This window comes from Cupriavidus basilensis (assembly GCF_008801925.2).
Taxonomy (GTDB): domain Bacteria; phylum Pseudomonadota; class Gammaproteobacteria; order Burkholderiales; family Burkholderiaceae; genus Cupriavidus; species Cupriavidus basilensis.
Genome location: NZ_CP062804.1, coordinates 26526 through 48958, shown reverse-complemented (window position 1 = coordinate 48958; position 22433 = coordinate 26526). Strand labels below are relative to the sequence as shown.

At 68.2% G+C, this 22433-nt stretch carries 20 protein-coding genes; 13 read left to right on the top strand and 7 right to left on the bottom strand.

The annotated features are described in order from the left end of the window. Positions 1 to 120 precede the first annotated feature (120 nt). The 12 genes from F7R26_RS21170 (at position 121) to F7R26_RS21115 (ending at position 12288) form a co-directional block, all read left to right on the top strand. Positions 121 to 312 (top strand): DUF4089 domain-containing protein, encoded by a 192-nt coding sequence (locus tag F7R26_RS21170; RefSeq protein WP_150989093.1) that lies wholly within the window; start codon positions 121 to 123, stop codon positions 310 to 312. Continuing rightward, a complete protein-coding gene (locus F7R26_RS21165; RefSeq protein ID WP_150989096.1) occupies positions 309 to 1721 on the top strand; it encodes an AtzE family amidohydrolase in 1413 nt (470 codons plus the stop codon). Before F7R26_RS21170 ends, F7R26_RS21165 begins: the two co-directional genes overlap by 4 nt. Next, complete coding sequence (locus tag F7R26_RS21160; protein ID WP_373887709.1) at positions 1679 to 2425, top strand: GntR family transcriptional regulator; 747 nt, start codon at positions 1679 to 1681, stop codon at positions 2423 to 2425. The genes F7R26_RS21165 and F7R26_RS21160 overlap by 43 nt, the downstream gene beginning before the upstream one ends. An 88-nt stretch (positions 2426 to 2513) precedes the next feature. Continuing rightward, the gene (locus F7R26_RS21155) at positions 2514 to 3506 is read left to right on the top strand and encodes an ABC transporter substrate-binding protein (RefSeq protein WP_150989098.1); all 993 of its coding nucleotides are present in this window, start codon (positions 2514 to 2516) and stop codon (positions 3504 to 3506) included. 1 nt (position 3507) lies between these two features. Next, positions 3508 to 4272, top strand: a complete 765-nt coding sequence (locus F7R26_RS21150; RefSeq protein ID WP_150989101.1) for an ABC transporter permease — start codon at positions 3508 to 3510, stop codon at positions 4270 to 4272. Next, the gene (locus F7R26_RS21145; protein ID WP_150989104.1) at positions 4269 to 5102 is read left to right on the top strand and encodes an ABC transporter ATP-binding protein; all 834 of its coding nucleotides are present in this window, start codon (positions 4269 to 4271) and stop codon (positions 5100 to 5102) included. Before F7R26_RS21150 ends, F7R26_RS21145 begins: the two co-directional genes overlap by 4 nt. 499 nt (positions 5103 to 5601) lie before the next feature. Continuing rightward, positions 5602 to 5934 (top strand): YXWGXW repeat-containing protein, encoded by a 333-nt coding sequence (locus F7R26_RS21140; protein WP_150989107.1) that lies wholly within the window; start codon positions 5602 to 5604, stop codon positions 5932 to 5934. Between the two features lie 206 nt (positions 5935 to 6140). Continuing rightward, positions 6141 to 7565, top strand: coding sequence for a mannose-1-phosphate guanylyltransferase/mannose-6-phosphate isomerase (locus tag F7R26_RS21135; protein WP_150989110.1), 1425 nt, complete (start codon positions 6141 to 6143; stop codon positions 7563 to 7565). Continuing rightward, complete coding sequence (gene gmd, locus F7R26_RS21130) at positions 7552 to 8772, top strand: GDP-mannose 4,6-dehydratase (RefSeq protein WP_193692220.1); 1221 nt, start codon at positions 7552 to 7554, stop codon at positions 8770 to 8772. Before F7R26_RS21135 ends, gmd begins: the two co-directional genes overlap by 14 nt. Positions 8773 to 8863: 91 nt before the next feature. Continuing rightward, positions 8864 to 9811: a GDP-L-fucose synthase family protein gene (locus F7R26_RS21125; RefSeq protein ID WP_241754801.1), complete on the top strand. Its 948-nt coding sequence runs from the start codon at positions 8864 to 8866 to the stop codon at positions 9809 to 9811. 1 nt (position 9812) lies between these two features. Next, positions 9813 to 10895, top strand: a complete 1083-nt coding sequence (locus F7R26_RS21120) for a glycosyltransferase (protein ID WP_150989113.1) — start codon at positions 9813 to 9815, stop codon at positions 10893 to 10895. Positions 10896 to 11025: 130 nt separating this feature from the next. Next, the gene (locus tag F7R26_RS21115) at positions 11026 to 12288 is read left to right on the top strand and encodes a glycosyltransferase WbuB (RefSeq protein WP_150989116.1); all 1263 of its coding nucleotides are present in this window, start codon (positions 11026 to 11028) and stop codon (positions 12286 to 12288) included. Between the two features lie 40 nt (positions 12289 to 12328). Here the strand turns inward: F7R26_RS21115 and F7R26_RS21110 are convergent, their stop codons facing one another. The 7 genes from F7R26_RS21110 to F7R26_RS21080 all read right to left on the bottom strand — a co-directional run bounded on the left by F7R26_RS21110 (position 12329) and on the right by F7R26_RS21080 (position 20462). Then, positions 12329 to 13474 (bottom strand): glycosyltransferase, encoded by a 1146-nt coding sequence (locus tag F7R26_RS21110; protein WP_150989119.1) that lies wholly within the window; start codon positions 13472 to 13474, stop codon positions 12329 to 12331. Positions 13475 to 13518: 44 nt separating this feature from the next. Further along, a complete protein-coding gene (locus F7R26_RS21105) occupies positions 13519 to 14835 on the bottom strand; it encodes a hypothetical protein (RefSeq protein ID WP_241754665.1) in 1317 nt (438 codons plus the stop codon). 29 nt (positions 14836 to 14864) lie between these two features. Continuing rightward, a complete protein-coding gene (locus F7R26_RS21100; RefSeq protein WP_150989125.1) occupies positions 14865 to 16037 on the bottom strand; it encodes a glycosyltransferase family 4 protein in 1173 nt (390 codons plus the stop codon). Further along, a complete protein-coding gene (locus F7R26_RS21095) occupies positions 16034 to 17077 on the bottom strand; it encodes a glycosyltransferase family 2 protein (RefSeq protein ID WP_150989128.1) in 1044 nt (347 codons plus the stop codon). The genes F7R26_RS21100 and F7R26_RS21095 overlap by 4 nt, the downstream gene beginning before the upstream one ends. Continuing rightward, positions 17074 to 18354: a polysaccharide biosynthesis protein gene (locus F7R26_RS21090; RefSeq protein WP_150989131.1), complete on the bottom strand. Its 1281-nt coding sequence runs from the start codon at positions 18352 to 18354 to the stop codon at positions 17074 to 17076. The genes F7R26_RS21095 and F7R26_RS21090 overlap by 4 nt, the downstream gene beginning before the upstream one ends. A 63-nt stretch (positions 18355 to 18417) precedes the next feature. After that, entirely contained in the window at positions 18418 to 19605 is a 1188-nt protein-coding gene (locus F7R26_RS21085) for a glycosyltransferase (RefSeq protein WP_150989134.1), read from the bottom strand. Beyond that, complete coding sequence (locus tag F7R26_RS21080; RefSeq protein WP_150989137.1) at positions 19602 to 20462, bottom strand: class I SAM-dependent methyltransferase; 861 nt, start codon at positions 20460 to 20462, stop codon at positions 19602 to 19604. Before F7R26_RS21080 ends, F7R26_RS21085 begins: the two co-directional genes overlap by 4 nt. Positions 20463 to 21362: 900 nt before the next feature. Between F7R26_RS21080 and F7R26_RS21075 the strand changes: the two genes are divergently transcribed. Continuing rightward, positions 21363 to 22304: a response regulator transcription factor gene (locus tag F7R26_RS21075; RefSeq protein ID WP_150989140.1), complete on the top strand. Its 942-nt coding sequence runs from the start codon at positions 21363 to 21365 to the stop codon at positions 22302 to 22304. Positions 22305 to 22433 lie beyond the last annotated feature (129 nt).

Sequence of the window (22433 nt, the reverse complement as noted above, 5' to 3'; positions counted from 1 at the left end):
GCCGCACGCCGTGCATCGCGCCGCGCCACACGTGGCACAGCCATTGCTTGCATACAAGATCGCATACAAGCAGGGCACGACGGCCGCAGCCTGAGACCCACGAACTCCCGGAGAAACGCCATGACCCAACTTTGCGACGAGACGCTGGCGCACTACGCCCGCAGCGCGCTCAAGCTGCACGGGCTGGAGCTGCCCAAGGACGCCGAGGCGCGCGTGATCGAACAATTCCTGCGCGTGGCCGCGATCGCGGCGCCCATGCTGGCGCACCCGCTGGACGCGCACGACGAGCCGGCTCCGGTGTACCGGCCATGAACGCGCGCGATCCCGTGTTCGAATCGGCGCTGGCGATCCGCAGCGACATCGACACCGGCGCGCGCAGCGCGCTGGATGTGGCCACCGCCACGCTCGCGCGCATCGAGGCGTGCGACCCGCTGCTGCACGCCTTCACCGCGGTGACGCGCGAGCGCGCGCTGGGCGAGGCGCGCCGCGTCGATGCGCTGCGCGCGCAGGGCGCGCGGCTGCCGCCGCTGGCAGGCGTGCCCTATGCAGTGAAGAACCTGTTCGACGTGGCGGACCTCACCACGCTGGCGGGCTCTCGCGTGCTGGCCGGCGCCGCACCGGCCAGGCGCGACGCGGTGCTGGTTTCGCGCATGCGCGAGGCGGGCGCGGTGCTGGTGGGCACGCTCAACATGGACGAGTTCGCCTACGGCTTCACCACCGAGAACGCGCATCGGGGCACCTGCCGCAATCCGCACGATCTGGCCCGGGTGGCGGGCGGCTCCTCCGGCGGCAGCGCGGCGGCGGTGGCCGCGGGCCTGGTACCGCTATCGCTCGGCTCGGACACCAATGGCTCGATCCGCGTGCCGGCGGCGCTCACCGGCATCTTCGGGCTCAAGCCCACCTATGGGCGGCTGTCCCGCCGCGGCAGCTATCCGTTCGTGCACAGCCTGGACCACGTCGGCCACTTCGCGCGCTCGGTGGCGGACCTCGCGGCGGCCTACGATATGCTGCAGTTCGCCGACACCCGGGATCCGGCCTGCGCGCGCCGCCCGCTCGAAGCGGTCAGCGGGCAGGCGCCGATACGCGTGCGCGCGGCACGCCTGGGCGGCTACTTCGACGACATGGCCGCAGCCGATGCACGCGCGGCCGCGCAGCGCGTGGCCGATGCGCTTGAAGCCACGGGCGTGATCCATCTGCCGGGCGCGGCAGCCGCGCGCTCGGCCGCCTTCGTCATCACCGGCACCGAGGGCGGGCACCTGCACCGCGAGCATCTGCGGCACCAGTACGCGCAGATGGAGCCGCTCTCGCGCGACCGCCTGGCCGCCGGGCTGGTGCTGCCGGCCGCGTGGTATGTGCGCGCACAGCAAGTGCGCGCGGCCTTTCGCCAGGAACTGCTCGACGCCTTCGCGCGCACCGAGCTGCTGATCGCCCCGGCCACGCCGGTGGCCGCGCCGCTGGCCGGACAGGAGAGCATCGAGATCAATGGCCAGGTGCTGCCAGCGCGCGCCAGCCTGGGCCTGCTGACCCAGCCCATTTCGTGCATCGGCCTGCCGGTGCTCACGGTGCCGCTGGCCGGCCCCGACGGCCTGCCGCTAGGCGTACAACTGATCGCGCCGCCGTGGCGCGAGGACCTGGCCTTTGCCGCCGCCCAGGCGCTGGAGGCCATGGGCGTAGCGGCATGCCCGAGGCCATCCGCATTGCTCGCGCGGGCCGCGGCATGAGCGGCGCCGAGGTCCGTGTGGTCTCGCGCGCCGAAGCGGTCTACGCGCAGTTGCGCGACGACATCTTCGAGTTCCGCATGCTTCCCGGCGACCGCTTCACCGAAGGCGAGATTGCCCAGCGCCTGGGCGTGTCGCGCACGCCGGTGCGCGAGGCGCTGCTACGGCTGCAATCCGACGCGCTGGTGCAGGTGTATTTCCGCAGCGGCTGGGAGGTGGTGCCACTGGATTTCACGCGTTTCGACGAACTCTACGAGCTACGCAAGCTGATCGAGGTCAATGCCGTGCGCATGCTGTGCACGCACGCCACGCCCACGGTGGATCACGGCGCGCTGGCCCAGCTTGCGCAGTTCTGGCAGGTGCCGCAGGACGCGCGCCTGGACGACGGCCGCCTGGTGGCGCAACACGATGAGGCCTTTCACGCGGCACTGGTAGCGGCGGCGGGCAACCGCGAAATCGCTAGCGTGCACCGGCAGGTGACCGAGCGCATCCGCATCATCCGCCGGCTCGATTTCACCTACGCCGCGCGCGTTGCCGCCACCTACGACGAGCACGCCGCCATCCTGCGCGAGATCCAGCGCCAACGCGCGGAGCAGGCCGTGCTGCTGCTGTCCAGCCATATTGAAGAAAGCCGCGCCGAAGTGCGCAAGATCACGCTGCACCGCTTGCAGACGATACGCACCGACGGCGCGCGCGCACGCACCTGACATGCACCGGGATAGCACCGCACAGGCGCGGCGCGCCCCGGCGTCTGCGGATTTTTTTTCCTTCCACTCCTTTTGTCGCGAGATCACCATGACCGATTCACGCTTCAACCCACGCCGCCGCCTCGCCCTGCGCCAGGGCCTTGCCGCCGGCGCGATGCTGGCCGCGCCTGCCATCGTGCGCGCGCAATCGCAGAAGATCCGCCTGGGCTTCTGGCCGATCGCCGGCGGCATCCCGCTGTACGCGGGCATCGAGACGGGGCTGTTCAAGCGGGCCGGCCTGGAAGTGGAGGCCGTCAAGTTCGCCAGCGCGCAGCAGGTGGTGGAAGCCATGATCGCCGGGCGCATCGAGGGCTCGGCCAACGGCACGGCTTCCGCGGCGCTGGGCCTGGGCGAGATCACCTCGCCCGGCCTGTGCAAGATCTTTGCCGCCAACCCGTCCAACGCCACACTGCTGCTCGATGAAATCCTGGTGGCCAAGGACAGCCCCTACAAGACCCTGGCCGATCTCAAGGGCAAGCGCATCGGCTGCGGTCCCGGCATCCAGAACGTGACGCTGGCCAAGGTGATCTTCGAGAAGAACGGCTACGCTGACGTCAAACCCGTCGAGTTGCCGGTAGGCCAGCACGTGGCCGCACTCGCCGCGGGCCAGCTTGACGCGGTCTACACGCTGGAACCCACGGGCACCGTGGGCCGGCTCAACGGCACCTGCCGCGCGCTGGAGTACGGCGTGATCTCGCGCTACGTGCTGGGCAACGCCAGCCTGCCGTGGTTTGGCGGCTCGGCTTCGCTGACCTCAGCCTTCCTCTCGTCCAGCCCCGAGTTGTCGAAACGCTTTATCGCCGCCTACGGCCAGGCCATCGACATGGTGCGCAAGGACCCCGTCAAGGTGCGCCCCTTCCTGAAGGGCTACACCAGCATCGACGACCAGTTGGCCAGAGAAGTGCCGCTGCCCGGCTTCACGCTCTACAACGAGTTCAAGCCGGCCGATATCGAGGCCTTCCAGAAATTCTTCGACGTCTTCCACGACCGCAAGCTGTTTGCCCGCCGGGTGCCGGTGGCGGACATGCTCTACCGGGGCTGACATGCGTGCATCCAACCTGGCGCCACGGCTGCTGCCGCTGATCGGCCCACTGGCGCTGCTGGCGCTGTGGCAGGCGGCGGTATCGGCCAAATGGGTCAACCCGGTGCTGCTGCCATCGCCGGCGGCAACGCTCGGGGTACTGTTCACCAGCGTTGCCGACGGGTCCATCAACGCGGACCTGCTGGCCACCGTATCGCGCACCTTCTACGCCTTTTTGATCGCCGCGGTGATCGGCGTGCCGCTGGGCGTGGCGCTTGGCAGCTCGGTCCCGGCCTATCGCAGCGTCGAGTTCCTGATCGACTTCTTCCGCTCCACGCCGTCATCCGCGCTGATCCCGCTGTTCATGCTGCTGTTCGGCCTGTCGGATGCGAACAAGATCGCGATTGCCGCCTTCGCGGCGGTGCTGCTGATCCTGTTCAACAGTGCGTATGGCGTGATGAACGCCAGGAAGACGCGCGTGCTGGCGGTGCAGGCCATGGGCGTATCGAAGTGGCACGTGTTCAAGGACGTGCTGCTGATGGAGAGCCTGCCGCAGACCTTTGTCGGGCTGCGCACCGGCGTGTCGATGTCGCTGGTGATCGTGATCGTGGCGGAGATGTTCATTGGCTCGGACACGGGCCTTGGCCACCGCATCATCGATGCGCAGCAGGTCTTCAATATCCGCGGCATGTATGCCGCCATCCTGGTCACCGGCGCGCTTGGCTACGTGCTCAACCTGGCCTTCTTCATGCTGGAGAAGCGCTTTGTCCACTGGAGCGGCAAATGAGAGTCCTGCAATCGGGGGCCGGCGTGGCCGACGCGCCACCGCCATCGGCGCTGGTGGCCGCACCGGCCGGGCGCGAAGTCCATGTCACCATCCGCGGCCTGTCCAAGGCCTTCGGCGGCGTGCCGCTGTACCAGCATCTCGACCTGGACCTGCCGCGTGGCAAGATCGTCTCGATCTTCGGGCCTAACGGCTGCGGCAAGTCGACGCTGATCAACATGGTGGCGGGCCTGTTGCCGTTCGACCGGGGCGAGGTGCTGTTCGATGGCAAGACGTTGCGCCAGACCGTGATCGGCTATGTGTTCCAGAACTACCGGGACGCCCTGCTGCCGTGGATCTCCGCGCGCGACAACGTGGCCTACCCGCTGCGCCGCAAAGGCATGCCGGAGGCACAAGCCAAGGCGCGCACCGAGGAACTGCTGCGCACCTTCGACGTGCGCTTCGACGTCAACCGCTTTCCCTACGAGCTCTCTGGCGGGCAGCAGCAGCTGATCTGCATCATGCGTGCGCTGGCGCCGCGGCCCGAGGTGCTGTTCCTCGACGAACCCTTTTCTGCGTTGGATTTCGAGACCACCCTGTTCATTCGCGACAAGCTCCAGGAGGTGCAGCTGGCGGAGGGCACCACCATGGTGATCGTCTCGCACGACCTGGAAGACGCGGTTTTCCTGGCTGACCGCATCCTGCTGCTGACCCGCCGGCCCACGCGCGTGGCCGAGGCGATCGACTTCGACATGCCGCGCCCGCGCGATGCGCAGGCGGCGGCCGATCCGCGCTTCATTGCCACCCGCGCGCAGGCGCTGGCGGTGTTCCAGCGCGAGGTGCGGGCCCGCTAAGGCGCGCGCAAACGGGCCGCCGCAGGGGTAAATCTTTGCGAGAGTTATTTCCGATGTAACGCCACATTACGGGACCGGCCACGGTCCCGTTTTCTTTTCGCGGCTGCGGCCGGCCCCGCGCCATCACCCGTGCGCCCAATGCCGGCAAGGCCTGGCGGGCGACACGCAAGGGCCCGGAAAGCCTCGCCGAAGGTGAAGCCGGGGCCCTTGAAAGTGTGATTGCGCCTTACAAGTGCAAGCACACCGGCGCGAGCCCGATGGCTACAGTGAGGCCATGTTCAACGCGAAGCCAGTCACGGAGTCCCCAACATGAAACGCGCCATCGCCCTGGTTGTCCTGCTCTGCTCCGCAGCGTCCCTGCTGTCCGCCTGCATCGTGGTGCCCCCGCGTGGCGGCCCGCCGCCGTACCGTTACCACGACCGCTATTGAGCGGCTGCAGGTAACACACACGCGCCGCCCCCGAAATTCAACGCATCACTCGCACCCCTGGAGTTGAACCATGAAACGCCAACTGCTGCTCGCCCTCACTACCCTTGCCGCCGGCGCCGCGCTTGGCCTGATCTCGCCGGCCCAGGCCCAGGCCTATCCCCCGGGCTACCACGGCAGCCCGCACATGCGCCCCGCGCCGCCCCCGCCGCGCTATGAACCGCGCCCGCCGGCCCGCCCTGGCCAGGCGTGGGTGCCGGGACACTGGAGCGCCAACGGCGGCAGCTATGCCTGGCGCGGCGGCTACTGGCAGCGCGAACGCCCGGGTCACCGCTATGTGCCCGAGCGCTGGGTGCAGAGCCCGCGCGGCGGCTGGGTGATGCAGCCCGGCTACTGGGCCCGCTAAGCCGATCCTTCCCGGCCATCTAGCCTCGTACGCCGTCTTCGCCTTGCGCGCAGACGGCTTTTTTTCGTGCTTGCCTGGCGCACGCCGTCGAGTGTGTGCTAGCCAACAGTCCCCCTCGCGGCCCGGCATTACAGTCACCTCACTACCCGTCACCCGGCTCGCCGTGAACGCGAGCCAGGCTTCGTGCTGCTTGAAGGAGACATGCCATGGCAGACGACAAGCAGATCGTACCGGTCATCCTCTGTGGCGGCGCGGGCTCGCGGCTATGGCCATTGTCGCGCGACGGCTATCCCAAGCAGTTCCTGCGCCTGCTCGGACAGGACTCGCTGCTGCAGGACACCCTGTTGCGGGTCCGGGAGATTCCCGGTGCGCAAGCCCCGATCCTGGTCAGCAACGAAGCGCACCGTTTCGTGGTGGCCGAGCAGGCACGGGAGGCAGGCTGCGCGTTGTCCGCCATCGTGCTCGAGCCGCATCCACGCAATACCGCGCCGGCTGCGGCGGTGGCCGCGCTGCAAGCGCGCAGCGACGGCGCGGACCCGGTGCTGCTGGTGCTGCCTTCCGATCACCTGATCCGCGACCGCGCCGCCTTCACCCAGACCGTGTGCCAGGCCAGCGCCGTGGCCGCAACCGGCGTGGTGGTGACGCTGGGCGTGGTGCCCACGTTCGCGGCCACCGGCTACGGCTATATCAAGGCGGTGCCCAGCAATACGGCTGACTTGCTGTCGGTCGCACGCTTCGTCGAGAAGCCCTCGCTGGAAATGGCCACCGGCTACTTGCAGGAAGGCAACTGCTTCTGGAACAGCGGCATCTTCCTGTTCCGCGCCTCCGTCTATCTCGCCGCGCTGGAGCGGTTCGCCCCCGACATCCTGCTGGCCGCGCAGGAAGCGATGGTGCGCGGCCACCGCGACCTGGACTTCTTCCGGCTCGACACGGACGCCTTTGCCGCCTGCCGCTCCGACTCGATCGACTACGCCGTGATGGAGCACCTGCGTGACGCGCAAATGGCGCCGCTGTCCGCCGACTGGAGCGACGTGGGCTCCTGGGACGCGGTCTGGAAGGCCGCCGAGAAGACCGCCGATGGCAACGTGGCCATCGGCGACGTGGTCACGCACCATGCACAGGGCTGCCTTGTCCACGCTTCGCACCGGATGGTGGCGGTCGCCGGCCTGGACGACGTGATGGTGGTGGAAACACCGGACGTGGTGCTGGTGGTCCACAAGGATCACTGCCAGGACGTGAAGCAGCTGGTGGAAACGGTGCGCGCCCAGGGCCGCCCCGAGGCCACCCAGCATCGCAAGGTATACCGGCCCTGGGGCGCCTACGACGCCGTGGACCACGGCACGCGCTACCAGGTCAAGCGCATCACGGTCAAACCTGGCGCCAAGCTCTCGCTGCAACTGCATCACCACCGTGCCGAGCACTGGGTGGTGGTTTCCGGCACGGCGCGCGTGCGCCGCGGAGACGTCGAGTACCTGCTGACCGAAGACCAATCCACCTATATCCCGATCGGCGAGGCGCACAGCCTTGAAAACCCCGGCCGGATCCCGCTCGAACTGATCGAGATCCAGTCCGGCTCCTACCTTGGCGAAGACGACATCATCCGGATGGCAGATATCTATGGGCGCACATGACCTCGAACCCTTCGGCCGGCTCACGGCAACCGGGCGGCAGCCCGAGTCCAGCGGCAGCACGGGCAGCGGCTGCGCGCAACGCCCGCGCCGCGCGCTGATCACCGGCATCACCGGGCAGGACGGCGCCTACCTGTGCGAGCTGCTGATTGCCAAAGGCTACGAGGTGCACGGCATCAAGCGCCGCAGTTCGCTGTTCAACACCGAGCGCATCGACCACCTGTACCAGGATCCGCAAGCGCCCAGGCGCAGCCTGATCCTGCATCACGGCGACATGACCGACACCGCCAGCCTGGTGCGGGTGGTACAGCAATCGCAACCCGATGAAATCTACAACCTGGCGGCGCAAAGCCACGTGCAGGTGTCGTTCGAGGAACCGGAATACACCGCCAACACGGACGCGCTGGGCACGCTGCGCCTGCTAGAAGCCGTGCGCATCCTTGGCCTGGAAAAGCAATCCCGCTTCTACCAGGCGTCCACATCCGAGCTGTACGGCCTGGTGCAGGCAACACCGCAGAAGGAGACCACGCCGTTCTACCCGCGCAGCCCCTATGCGGCCGCCAAGTTGTACGCCTACTGGATCACGGTGAACTATCGCGAGGCCTACGGCATGTACGCCTGCAACGGCATCCTGTTCAACCATGAGAGCCCGGTGCGCGGCGAGACCTTTGTCACGCGCAAGATCACGCGGGCGATGGCGCGCATCGTGCTGGGGCTGCAGGACACGCTCTATCTCGGCAACCTGTCGGCCCTGCGCGACTGGGGCCATGCGCGCGACTACGTGGAAATGCAGTGGCTGATGCTGCAGCAGGACAAAGCCGAGGACTATGTGATCGCCAGCGGCGAGCAGCACAGCGTGCGCGAGTTCGTGCAGCTGGCCGCCCTGCAGCTCGGCATCACGGTGCGCTTCGAAGGCGAAGGTGCCGATGAGGTAGGCGTGGTGGCGCGCGTCGATGCCGCCACCTGCCCGGTGGCAGCGCGCTGCAAGGTGGGCGACACGATTGTGCGCGTGGACCCGCGCTACTTCCGCCCGACCGAAGTCGAAACGTTGCTGGGCGACGCCAGCAAGGCGCGCGAACAGCTGGGCTGGGCGCCGCGCACGAGCTTCGGGGCCCTGGTGCGGGAAATGATGGAGGCGGACTTTGCCGCGGCGCGGCGCGATGCGTTCGTCAAGCTGGCTGGCTTCCGCGCCTATGACCATCATGAGTGAAGCCGGCACCGCAGTGTCAAGCAAGCCCGCGCCGCCGTCCGCGCCCCAGCCGGCGCGGCAATCGCGGGTGTTCGTGGCGGGCCACCGCGGCATGGTTGGCTCCGCCATCGTGCGCGCGCTGGACGCGCGTGGCCAGGCCGACATCATCACGCGCGGCCACGCCGCGCTCGACCTCACCGACCAGCAGCAGGTGCGCGCGTTCTTCGCCACCCAGGGCATCGACACGGTCTACCTGGCAGCCGCGCGCGTAGGCGGCATCCACGCCAACCACACCTTTCCCGCCGAGTTCATCCAGCAGAACCTGATGATCGCGGCCAACGTCATCCACGAAGCCTGGCGTGCGGGCGTGAAGCGCCTGCTATTCCTCGGCTCAAGCTGCATCTACCCGAAGTTCGCGCCCCAGCCCATCAGCGAAGCCGCGCTGCTTACCGGGCCGCTGGAGCCCACCAACGCCCCCTACGCCCTGGCCAAGATCGCTGGCATTGCGCTGTGCGAGAGCTACAACCGCCAGTACGGCACCGACTACCGCAGCGTGATGCCGACCAACCTCTACGGCCCGGGCGACAACTATCACCCCGACAACAGCCATGTGATACCGGGCCTGCTGCGGCGCTTCCACGAAGCCGGCATGGCGCACGCCCAGCACGTGCCGGTGTGGGGCAGCGGCACGCCGCTGCGCGAGTTCCTCTACGCGGACGACCTGGCCGCGGCATGCCTGCATGTGATGGCGCTGCCAGAAGACGTGTACCGCCAGACCGCGCCGGCAGGTTTCCTGAACGTGGGCAGCAGCGAGGAAGTCAGCGTGCGCGAACTGGCGGGGCTGGTGGCGCAGACCGTGGGCTATCGCGGCGACATCGTCTTCGACAACGGCAAGCCCGACGGCACGCCGCGCAAGCGGCTCGACTGCACGGCCCTTGCCGCCACCGGCTGGCAACCAGCGGTGGCGCTGCGCGACGGCCTGCGGCTGGCCTACCTGGATGCACTGCAGAGCGGAAGGCTGGCGCATGGCACAGCCCCGGCACAACACGTGGAGGCCTGACATGAAACCCCTGCTCCGCCATCCCGACAAGCGCGCCCGGCCTCAGGCCACGGCGTGCGCAACGCCGGCTACCTCGGCCACCAGCGGCGGGGCAGCGAGCCCCGGCGCGCTCTGGCCCGGGCAGGTCATCTTTCCCACGGGCAGCGCGGATGCGGGCCTGTGGCGGCGCTGCCTGCAACAGATGCGCGCCATCTCGCTCAGTCCGGGCGCGCTGGTGGTGCTGGCGGGACGGAGCCGGCTGGAAAACTGGGCCATGCTGCTGGCCAGCATGGCGCTGGGGCGGCGGCGCGCGGCCTTCTTCCATGGGGCCGCCTTTGCCAGCGTGCCTGGGCGCTTTGGCGCACTGGCCGACGCGGTATTGCTGCGCCATTGCCAGGGCGTCTTCGTGGGCAGCGAGCGCGGCTGCGCGCGCGCCATTGCCGCCGACGTTCCCCCGCGCAAGATCTTTGCCTGCCGCCCACCGGCCGTGCTGCCGGACGGCTTCGATGCCGCCGCCGAACGGCGCGAGCGGGTCGCGCACGCTGCGCCGGCCCATGCGCCGCATTTCCTGCATGTTGGCGCCCTCACGCACGATCCGGCCCTGGTGCTGCTGCTCTATGCCTTTGCCGGCGCGCGGCAGGCGTGGCCGGCGGCCACGTTATCGCTGGTGGGCACCGGCCGCGCCTATGGCCGGCTGCGCACCATGGCCGACGCGCTCGGGCTGGGGTCGTCGGTACGCTTCCTGGGCGCGATGGCGCCAGCCGACTTCGCCGTGGAGTACCGCAAGGCGAGCTGCCTGGTGCTGCCCGATGCCGCGCAGCGCTGGCATCCGCTGGTGCGCGAGGCGCTGAGCTACGGCTGCCCGGTGGTGGTGAGCGTGAACAACGACGACGCCGGCGAACTGATACGCGACGGCGTCACCGGCCTGTATTTCAAGGCGGGCGATGCCGGTGCGCTGGCCAGGTGCCTGGTGCAGGTGCCCACGCGCTTTGCGGATGCCGCCGCCACCGCCGAGCGCTGCCAGGCCGCCGCGCTGGAGGACTCTCCCGCCTCCGCGGGCAGGGCCATGGCGGCTGGCTGCGTGCGGATCATGGCGGAGGACTAGGCGCACGCCGGCCTATGCCGACATTCGCCGACATTTCCCGACATAGCCGCCGCGCACCCTGCGCGCCGCAGCGGGCGCGACGGCTGCACACCCCATACAGCGCATCGACGCCACTGACGCTACCGTTGCCATGAAGATACTCATGTACTGCCTGAACTATGCGCCCGAGCTGACCGGCATCGGCAAGTACACCTGCGAGCAGGCCGAGTGGCTGGCCGCGCGCGGCCACGAGGTGCGAGTGGTCACCGCGCCGCCCTACTATCCGGCGTGGCGCGTGGGCGAGGGCTATCGCGCGTGGCAATACCGCCGCGAGCGGCGGCGCTGGGTGGAGGTGTATCGCGCGCCGCTGTGGGTACCGCGCAAGCCGGGCGGCATCACGCGGCTGCTGCACCTGGCAAGCTTTGCCGTATCCAGCCTGCCCAGCCTGATGGCCCAGTTGCGCTGGCGCCCGGATGTGCTGTTCGTGGTGGAGCCCCCCCTGATGTGCGCGCCCGCCGCTTTGCTGTTCGCGCACTGGAGCGGCTGCAAGACCTGGCTGCATGTGCAGGACTACGAGGTCGATGCGGCTTTTGCGCTGGGGCTGCTCCGCCGGCCCTGGCTGCGCCGCGTGGCGCAGCGCGTGGAGCATCGGTTGATGACGCGTTTTGACCGGGTCTCGTCGATCTCGCAGGCCATGGTCTCGCTGGCGCGCGGCAAGGGCACCGAGCCTGAGCGCGCGGCCTTGCTGCCCAACTGGGTCAACCTGCGGGAAATCGACGCCGGCAGCGCAACGCTGGCGCGCCGCACGCTGGGCATTCCGGCCGATGCCGTGGTGGCGCTGTACTCGGGCAACATGGGCGCCAAGCAGGGGCTGGATGTCATGGCTGATGCCGCCCGCCTGCTCGATGGCCATGAACGCCTGCACTTCATCTTCTGCGGCGACGGCGCCGGGCGCCCCGCGCTGGAGGCCGCCTGCGCAGGGCTGCCACAGGTGCGCTTCCTGCCCTTGCAGCCCGCCGGCATGTTTGCCTCGCTGCTGGCCGCCGCCGACATTCACCTGCTGCCACAACGCGCCGGCGCCGCCGACCTGGTCATGCCCTCGAAACTGACCGGCATGCTGGCCAGCGCGCGCCCGGTGATCGCCACCGCGGAGCCGGACACGGAACTTGGCCGCGTGGTTGCGCAATGCGGCGTGCTGGTGCCGCCGGGCGACGCGGCCGCGCTGGCCGCCGCCATCGACACGCTGGCGGCGCAGCCCGCGCTGCGCGCGCATCTGGGCGGCGCGGGGCGCCGCTGGGCCGAGCAGCACCTGGACCGCGACATGGTGCTGGGCGAACTGGAGAAAGCGCTGTTTGCGCTGATCAGGCACCAGCCCGCCGGCGCGCCCAGCACCGTCGGGGTCGGCAGCGAATAGCACACGCCACCGTTGAGGTGCTCAGGCGGTCAGGTAGTGCTCAGGCGTCCACCGAGACGCGATCTTCCACCGAAGCCGCCGCCAGCACCGTGAGATAAATGCTCTCGTACTGGTCGATGGCCTTCTCGGCGGAGAAGTTTGCCGCCCACGCAATCGAGCGCGCTGCCACCTCGGCGCGCCGCGCTTGCGGCCATGCGAGCATCCCGGCCAGCACGTCCGCGCCGCGTTGCGCCCAGGCATCCATGTCACCGCTAGCCAACGGCTCGAGCAACTGCACCTGGTCGCCACCGATCTCGGTCATCGGCGCGCGATTCGTCGTCAGCACCGGCGCGCCGCATGCCATGGCTTCGATGATGGGCCAGCCAAAACCTTCTTCCAGGCTCGGAAACAGCATCACGGCGGCCAGCGAATAGGCTGCCTGCACCGCTTCGGTAGGCAGCCCCGTCAGGAAGCGCACGCTGCCGCCAAGGGCGATCGCCCGTTCGCCCTGCTCGCGCATTTCCGCGGTGGGATCGCCGCCGATCATCCACAGCGCCCGCGGCTCCCGGCACTGCCGGCAATAGGCCAGGTAGAGCGCCAGCACGCCTTCGCGGTTCTTGTACCACTGGTTGCCGCCGATATGCACCAGCATGCCTTGCGGATCGGCAGGCGCGCCAGCACGCTGCAGGCAGGCCAGCGCCTCGGTGGTGCCCATCCGGCGGAACGGATAGTTCATCCCGTTGTAGACCACCCACGCCGCCTCGGGCGCGCACGGATGCAGCCGCCGCAGGTCGCGCATGGTCTTGTTGGAGACGGCAACGAACGCCTTTCCCTGCAACAGCCCCCAACGGATCAGCGACTGGTAGGTGTGCCCGCTGGCCGAGAGCCCGTGCTCGGGGAACTCGCCGGCGAGCGTGCGCAGGGCGATGAAATCATGGCAGTGCACCACGTGCGGACGATGGCGCAGCAGCGGCATCCAGATGCCCAGCGCATGATCGGCCAGCACCAGCAAGGTGTCCTTGTCGACCTTGCGCAGACGCCACAGCGCGAGCATCGGGAACAGGATGTACTGGTCGATGTAGCCCAGCCATTTGCGCAGCCCGCCGCGCGCCGGCAGGCGGCACATCACGGCGGCGGGGGTCCATAGTTCGGCCTGGTGGCCGCGTGCGCGCATGCCGTCGATGATCATCGCGGCGAAGCGGTTCATGCTGTGGCTGCCAAAAAAGACGGGGTGACCCAACAAGATGATTTTCATGGTGATTGAATGCCGGGGTGATACAAGCGCTGGCTCGCTTGCCGCGTGGCCGCCAGCGTGATGCCTGCAAACACGAAGCCAAGCGCATTGGCCGTCAGCTGCCCGACTACCGGCCAGGAGGTCAGCCCGAAGATGGCGATGGTCCACATCAGGATGAGAAACGTGTTGCCGGTGCGCCTGGCCACGCGCAATGCGCGCCACATGCCGTTGATGAAGATCAGCGCCTTGAGCAAGATGCTCAGATAGCCGACCAGGCCCATCTCGCCGATCACGCGGCCGGTCTCGGTTTCGCTGATCACGAACAGCAGGCCGGTCTGCAGGAAGTAGTTGGCAAGGTTGCTGCCAAGCCCCAGCCCGCTGCCAAGCAGGCTCTGCTCGGCCGAGACATCGTTGACGCCGAAGAACATCGACTCCACCCGGTCACCGAAGCTCTCCGACTCCGCCGCGGAACTGAAGCGCTCCAAGGTCGCGTCCACCGCCGAGCTGACGAACAGCACGATGACCACGCTCATGAGGATGGAGACAATGCCCCACGACACCGCCGCCCTGCGCCGTTTTCCCTTGCCGTAGCGCAAGCTTGCCAGCAGCGCGATGCCAAACACGATCGGCAACAACAGGATGGCCGAACGCGACCCGCTGACCAGCGAGGCAATGAACAGACTGCCGATGACCGCCAGCGAATACAGCTTGCCCCCGAGCCCCGGCTTCTGCTCGCCCAGCACCGCCTCCAGCGCGAAGGGGCTGACGATCGCCAGGAACAGGGTGTAGCCCAGCGTGAACGAGAAGGTGCCCGTGGTGCGCACCACGTCGGCCGTCACGCGGAAGACCGTATCCGGATCGCCCTCGATCTGACGATTAAGGAAACTCTCCGGCGGCTGAAAATGCTGCACCAGTGCCAGCGGCGCCATGAACAGCAGCATGGCAAGCGCGGCCTTGTAGATGGCTTCCAGGTCCTGCGGCTCGAGCAGCTCGGCCGCGGCGTAGGCAAACCACAGGTACAGCAACCAGAAGCGCACGCCGATCAGGAAAATGGGCAGCGAGTTGATGCCCGCAACAAGCTGCAGCAAGCCCCAGAAGCAAACAATGGCCGACCACCACAGCAGCATGCGCACGGTGCGCCGTGCCGGGGTAAAGCCTGAATAGCGCACCGCGTGGTACAGCGCATAGACCACCATCAGGTCGCGCAGCAGGATCAGCGGCATGGTGAGCGAATCCGAGACCCACTTGCGCGCGGCGCCCTCGAACACGGCAATCACGAAGACCGTGATGAAAATCCGCCCGAACACGGTGACACGCGCCCGGCGGGCTGGCACGGCGGGCTTCGCGTAGGGAAGGGAAGGGCTCAGCATAGCGCGGCTACCGTTTCGGCTGCACTCAGGCGGTACCTCGCCCAGGTGTACTTCTGCCCGGCGACACGGGCATGGGCGCGCGCGCGCTCCAGCTGCGCGCGGTCTGTCGCCAGGGCCAGCATGCGTTGGTACAGCGCGTCCGCGCAAAGCGGCACCACCCACCCGGCCTGCGGGAATTCATCGATGATTTCCTTCGCACCGACCCGATCCGAGAGCAGCACCGGCGTGCCACATGCCAGGGCCTCGGCCACCACCATGCCGAAGGAATCGAAGCGCGACGGCAGCACGAAACAATCGGCATCGGCGAATACCTGGAACAGCGCGGGCTGCGGCAACGCACCCAGCTGGAGCACGCCCGGCATGGCTGCAATGCGCCCGCCCAGCTCCGGCTCCACCAGCGCGCCGGCAAGCACCAGCTCCGCCGCCGGCAGCCGCTCCCGCAGCCGCGCGAATGCATCAAGCAGCAGGTCAATGCCTTTGCCCACGCGCACCGCCCCGGCGAACACAAAGCGCGGGCCGCCAGCGAGCCGCTGGCGGCGGACATCATCCGGCAGCGTTGCGCCAAGCAGGATCGGCTTGAGCTTGGCGGGGGGCACGCCGGCGTCGATATAGGTACGCGCGGCAAACTCCGAGCAGGTGATGATGATGTCCGCCAGCACAATCTCCTCATCTTTTTGCGCATTGATCTGCGCAAGGTAGGTACGGTCCTCGACCGGCACCATGGCTTCGGCCGCGCGATGATGCACGGCCGGCGCCTCCAGCACGCAGCGCGCGCCGATGCGCCGCGCCGCCTGGAAGGTCCGTAGCGCGGAGTTCTCGTAGGCCACCACGATATCCGGGCGCAGCGCCTCTATCCGGGCAGCCACCCATTGGTCGAACAGATGGAAGATCCGGTGCGCGTAGGCCGACCCGGAGCGGCCGACATAGCGATTGAGGCCAAGCTTGAGCACACCCGGAAAAAACACTGGGTGCCGCCGCAGCGCCTTGGGGATGGCGACCTCGCGCACCTTGGCGTGATATCCGGCCGGCAGCCACCAGGGCGGCGCCTCGCCCGGGGCGCGCACCGGCACACCGGACCAGTATTGCTTGAGCATGTCGTGCTCATAGAGCGCTTGTGCCATCTGGTGCGAATGCTGCAGGCCGGGATGCGTGACGAGGGCTTTCATGCTTCGCTCCCCCGTGGGGTGCCATCGAGCCTCGCTCCCGCAGGCACGGCTTGCGCGTGCGGCCCGGCGCAGCGCGCGGGCCGGCCCGGCGGCTGCATGCGCAGCGTGCCCGCCAGGCGCACGCCCTGCACGAAGCCACCCCAGCCACCCAGCAATTGCCCCGGCAGGCTGCGTGGGCGCTTGAGCAGGCTGTGCGCCAGGAAGTAAGCGCCCGGGCAACTGCGCGACCCCACCAGCAGCTGGAACAACACCAGCCGCAGGCGCATCGCCGGCGGGGCGTATGCCATCGAGATCGCCGTCATGTTGCAGGTCTCTTCGAAGCAGCGCCTGCGCGCGTAGCTCTGGCGCTCGTAGTTGTAGCGCGCGGCCGGATAGTGATCGACGATGGCGCCGGGATCGAGCACCAGGCGCCATCCCGCGTGGCGCAGCATCTGGCACATCCACGTCTCGTTGCCGGGCTGCGCGCCCTGCCCCTGCAGCCGCTCGTCAAAGCGCGCGGTGCCCAGTGCCGCCCGGCGCAGGATCCAGTTGCAGCCCTTGAGCGTTTCCACCGCGCGCGGCGCGCCGCACACCCGATGGGTCTCGCCGATGATCCTGCCCCAGCCGTCGCGATAGCCGGCCAGCGCAACATCCGGCACGGCCAGTGGCGCGCCATCGGCGCCGCGCACGACATCCCGGCCACCGGCACCGCCCACCGTGGCATCGGCAAAGTGGGGCAGCAGGCGAGCCAGCCAGTCCGCGCGCGGCAGCGCGTCGTCGTCCAGGATCGCCAGCAGCTCGCCGGTTGCATGCGGCAGCCCGGCATTCATGGCAGCCACCACGCCAGGCTCGGTCACCTTGACTACCTGCAACGCCGGATAGCGCGCCTGTGCCGTATCTGCCAGCCACGCCGCCGTGTCGGGATCGTCGGCGCCGCGGCAGACCACGATCAGCTGAACCGGCGCCGGCACGAGCGCGGCGGCAGCCTGCAGGCAGCGCTGGAGCATGTCCGGGCGCCGGTAGGTCGGGACCATCAGCGTAACGCTGGGCGCATCGCTCATTGCGTGCTTCCTCCATGGGGGGCAAGGCGCTCGTCGCCTGGCAGCAGGCGCCCGGTACGCACGGCCGCGGCGAGTTCGCAGACGATGGCCGCGGCCAGCCCCGACGACAGCCCGAGCTGGAACCACAGCACGCCATCGAGCGTGGTGAGATCGAGAAAGCGCGGCGCGGCCGCGCACCAAGCCAGCACCACCGGCACCTGCACAAAAGCAAAGTGATTCAGGCCGCGGTTGGCCAGCAACTGCCAGGCGATGCCGACCACGCTGGCAAAGCCCGCGCCAAGGCAGGCGATCACCAGTTCGGCGCCCAACGAAGCGTAGTTCGGCCCCACCAGCCACAGCAGCAACCCCGGCCATGCCACGGCAAGAAGCACCAGCGCGCCAGCAGGCAGGCAAGCCAGCGCCACCCAGCCGGCAAAGCGCCGCAGCACGCCGTCGCGCGCTTGCGCGAAGCGCGGAATCACGTACGCGGCCACCACGGCGCCCACCGGCATCAGCAATTGCCCGATGCGCGACAGCGCGCCCAGCGAGGCCGTTTGCCCGACCGCGCCGTGATAGGCAACGATGGCGAACACCAGTTGCCCCTGGATGCAGTAGAACGCCTCCAGTGGCAATTGCCGCCGCATGATGCGGCCGATGTACTGGCTGTCTTCCGCCTTGCCCGCGCTGCCGGCATGCGCCGCCAGCGGTATCTCACGCGCGATCCAGCGCCGCACAAACGGCACGCGCAGTCCCGCAAACAGCACGTTGACGAGGGTCGCGCCCAGCACGCCGAGCAGGCCCAGCGCGTAGAGCGCAGACGACAGCACCAGGCGCCCCACGGACAAACCGGTATCCAGCGCCTGCAGCGCGGGCGCGCGGTTGGCAAACAGCAGCACCTGGTCCACGACACGCGATTGCATGTCGAAGTACCAGGTCACCAGCAGCAACGCCAGCAGCAGCACGATCAGGACCGCGCCGGCATGGTTGCGATACAGCAGCCACGCGGCGATCGCCAGCACCACCGGCAACAGCCATGCGGACAGCCTCCAGCGCTGGCCCATGGCCGCGCAGGCCAGTTCCGCGGCACGCTCCCGGTCTGGCCAGGTCTTGCCCAGCAGCGCGTTCAGGCCGAGCTGGATGCCACCCTTGGTGACGATGGCGATGGCGCCCATGATGAGGCCGACCACCGTGTAGACGGCGTAGTCGCCCACATCAAGCCAACGGGCCAGCAGCAGGCCGGTGATCGCGCCGATCCCCTGCGAGAGCACCGCGTAGACGAGGAATCTGAGCAGCTTCACGGCGGTCCCGCTCCCCGCTCGATGACGCTGTGGCATGACGGCGCGACCATGGCCTTGTCTCCTCTATCCCGCCGCCGCGTGGTGGACAGGCTGCGCGGCTTCGGTCGCGCCATGGATGATGTCCAGCAGCCGCTGCGCGGCCTGTCCGGCATGGAAGCGCCGGGCAAAGGACTGCCGCGCGGCAATGCGCATGCGCGCTTGCGCGGCGGGCTCCGCCTGCAGCCACTGCTGCAGGCAGGCGGTGGCGCCTTGCGCCGTGTCCGGACCCACCAGCCCGGCGCCGTCGGCGACAATCTCGCGCCAGATGTTGACCTTGTCGGAGATCAGCACCGGCACGCCGCAGCCGAGCGCCTCCGCCACCGCCACGCCAAAGTTCTCCTGGTGCGAAGGCAGGCAGAACACCTCCGCCGCGTGAAACGCACCCCACTTGAGCTCGCCCTTGAGCATGCCCGTCCAGCTCACGCGCGCGCGCAGCCCGTGCGCGGCAATGCGTTGCTCCAACATCGCGCGCAGCGCAGTGTCGTGCGGTCCGGCCAGCACCAGATGCAACGCGGGATGCGCGGCGGCCACGCCGGCGAAGGCTTCGACCAGCAGGTCACAGCCCTTCTTCTCGTGGATCCGGCCAAGGAACAGCGCGATGCGCTTGCCGCGCACCTCCGGGAAGGCGCTAAGGAAGACCTCGCGCAACAGCGCGCCGTCCTGAGGCGGCTGCGCCGTGCCGTAGCTTGCCACCACCTCGCGGCACCGGTATGGCCAGAACGCGCCGCTGGCGCGCTGCTTCTCCTCGCTGCACGTGAACAGCACGCCGCGCGCATGACGCAGGACCCAGTAGTCCCCCACCAGCCAGTAGAGGCTCTTCTTCAGATGCTTGAGGGGATAGTGGTCGCGAAACCAGGGGTCCAGCATGCCGTGCGTAAACACAAAATACGGCACTCGCTTGCCACGCAGCGCCAGCCACACGGCCAGCGCGTGGAACTGCCACAGCCCTTCGACAATGACCGCGTCGTACGCTTCGCAATGCGCGCGCAGCCAGGCCACCATGCGGCGGTTGAAGCCGTACTTGAGCGACGATGGCCCCAGCGCGATGACGTCGAGCTCGCTGTCGCGCACGCAGGGCGCATCGGGCGCGTCGCCGCAGCACACCTGCACCTGTACGCCGCGCTCACGCAAGGGCGCGCGCAGCTGGCGCACACCCTCGATCGGGCCGCCACCACCCGGATCGATCGACGAGATCACGTGCAGGATCTTCATGGCCGGGTTCCGGGTGCCGCCGGTGACGAGCCGCCGGCCGCGGCCTTGCGCGCGATGAAATGAAACCAGTACACGTCGCGCAGGTCCTGGCCTTCGCGCACAGGCTCGCCATTCAGGTTGCCAAACACCACATCGGTGTGCAGCCCCATCTCCGCGAGCGCGCGCTTCTGCGCGGCGAGCTCGGTATAGACGATCACGATGCCGAACTTGTGGGCGGCGCAAACCCGGATGGCATAGCCATCGAACTCGCGGTTCAGGCGCGAGTGCCGCAGGTAGTTGAAGGTCGCAATCGGCAGGTTGCAGATCACCCGTGCGGTATCGATGCCAACCGCGATAGGGTTGGCCGACAGATGCGGAAGCCGCACGAAGCGCGAGAGATTCTCGCGATAGCTCGGCCCACGCATGTTGTGCGTGGAGAACAGCATCAGGCCGCCGGGCCGCAGCACGCGCTCGAACTCGCGCAGGATGGCAAGGCGCCCCGCGTAGTCGACCGCATCGATGCCGTTGAAGCTGAACATCACCAGCGCGAAGCTGTTGTCCGCAAAGCGCGACATGTTGCGCGCATCCATCTGCATCACCCGCACGCCGGGATGATTGCGCTGGCAGATCTCGACCATCTCCGGCATGTAGTCGACCGCCGTATAGTCGTCGCTCAGCGCGCGCAGCAGCGCCACGGTGCGCCCGCCGCCCACGCCAACGTCGAGGATGGGCTGGCCCCGCACTTCGTCCGCCACCCAGGCGATCGCAGCGGCCTCGCCGGGGTCGGTCCAATCGCTGGCGGTACCGAACCACCGGCGCGCGCCCCAGCTACGCCATGCGTGTTGATTGATGCGATCCTGCGCCGTGCCTGAAGCCATGACCACCTCGTGAAGATGAGCAACGTTGGACCAAGGCGCAGCCGTGCCGCTGGCATGCCTTGCCGGGCAGATGACCGGTCTGCGTGCAGTGAGGATGCCGGGGCGGGATTCGGGGTTCTGTACGTTGCCACACACGTTGCCACACACGGGTCGGCACGGCGGGAACCGGCAAGATCGAAGTGGCCCGCGAGGTATCCGCGGGACCCGCTTCAGGGGCAGCGGTGGGGTACCGCCAGCATCGCTTTCCTGCGGCGCAAGGGGGACATCCGGCACCCCGGGCAGGCTCGCGTGCGGGCTGGCTATCTCCCCTCATCCTGATGGCTGAGATGGCTCTCATCCGTTTGTCGCGCGGCGCTCGCCCAAGGCTCATGCCGAAGGCGCAAGCGGGTCGCGGACTCCACCTCGACGCGAGTTTCAAGATTGATTCGCCACACTGGCGCGCCACCCGGAAAAGCCATAAATGCGCCCGCGACATCCTTTTCTGTTGCAGCGGTGAAACCTTATTGACCAATAACTGTTTCAGTCTTGAAACTTAATCCCGTCAATTATCCATCACCCGTTCGGGTAACCCGCCATGCGGCTACCAACAAGGCTTCCCGGATGATGAGAACAAACCTCTCCAACCCAATTGGAGCGCCGCCAAAGCAACTTGATTTCGTGCAGATCAGACCATAATATGACCTTAATTCGTTTTAAGACGAATGGCATTTTGGGGTGGGTTCAGGGGGTCAGCCTTCCGGCTTGCGGTCAGTTCCCGGCAATAAAAACGGGCGGTCCGGCTTGGCGGTGGTACGGGGATAAATAAGGGCGGCGCGCGTGGAGTACCACGAGGTCGCGCAGGTCATTATTCCGCTGCGTTCAACCTGTTTCCCACCGCAATCATACGGGGGGAATAACAACATGAACGCACTGCTCATCGAGGGTCACCCACTGCTGCGTCTCGGGTTGCTGCAAATGCTCGAGCGTATTCATGGCGTCGACCACGTCATCACCGTCGACCCGGCCGACGTCGCCCTGCTCGAAGGCAATCATTGTGACCTGCTCGTGTTCGGCATGCCGGCCGACACCGACGCCGGATGGCAACTGCTCAACAAGGTGCGCTCCGTGCTCTCGGCCGATCGCTTGCTGCTGCTCGCCGATATGATCCCGCTGCAGATTCCGGCGCTCGCCATGGCGCAAGGGATCTGCGGCTGTCTGCCGAAATCCGCTTCGCTGGCGGTGCTGGAAGCCGGCATCCGCCTGGCCATGGTTGGCGGGCAATACGTGCGCGGCCAGAACAATCGCCAGGCCGGCGCGTCAAGCAGCGGATCGCCAGGCCTCTCGGCCGGCAACTATCCGGTAGGTGGGCGCGTTCCCGTGCTGGCGCCCCTGGCGGACAGCACGCAGTGCAACCCCGCCGGCATGCGCATCCAGGCCACGCCATCTTCGCGCGAATCCCTGGCCGCCGTGTCTCGCCAGAGCGCCGTGGCAGCCGATGCCGGTGGCACCGGCGGGCACAGCGAGACCGCGTACGATGAAGCCGAGATGCTGCAGATCACCCCGAGGCAATATGAGGTGCTGGTGCTGCTGGCGCGCGGACATCCCATCAAGACCGTGAGCCGCATGCTGAATATCTCGGTGGCGACGGTCAAGAGCCATGCCTGCACCCTGTACCAGCGGCTCAAGGTACGCAACAAGGGCGAGGCGGTCTACGCGGCGCTCCAGCGCGGCGCGTCGCTGGAATGGGTCAGCGGCGACGAAGCCTCGCCGCGCACGGCGGTGCGCAACACGTCGTCTGCCGGCGCCAGGCCGGTACGCGCGGTCGCGGAGTACAGCACGGGCGTTTCCGCCGCGATGCGCTGAGGCGCGCCTGCGGCGCAGCCAACCGGCGGCGGCAGGCGCAAGCCTGCCGCCGTTGTCTTTTTGTCCGAGTCCCAGGGCGCGCGTTCCAGCATCCGTCCTGTGCCTTGCGCCTGTCCAAGGCAGTCGCCC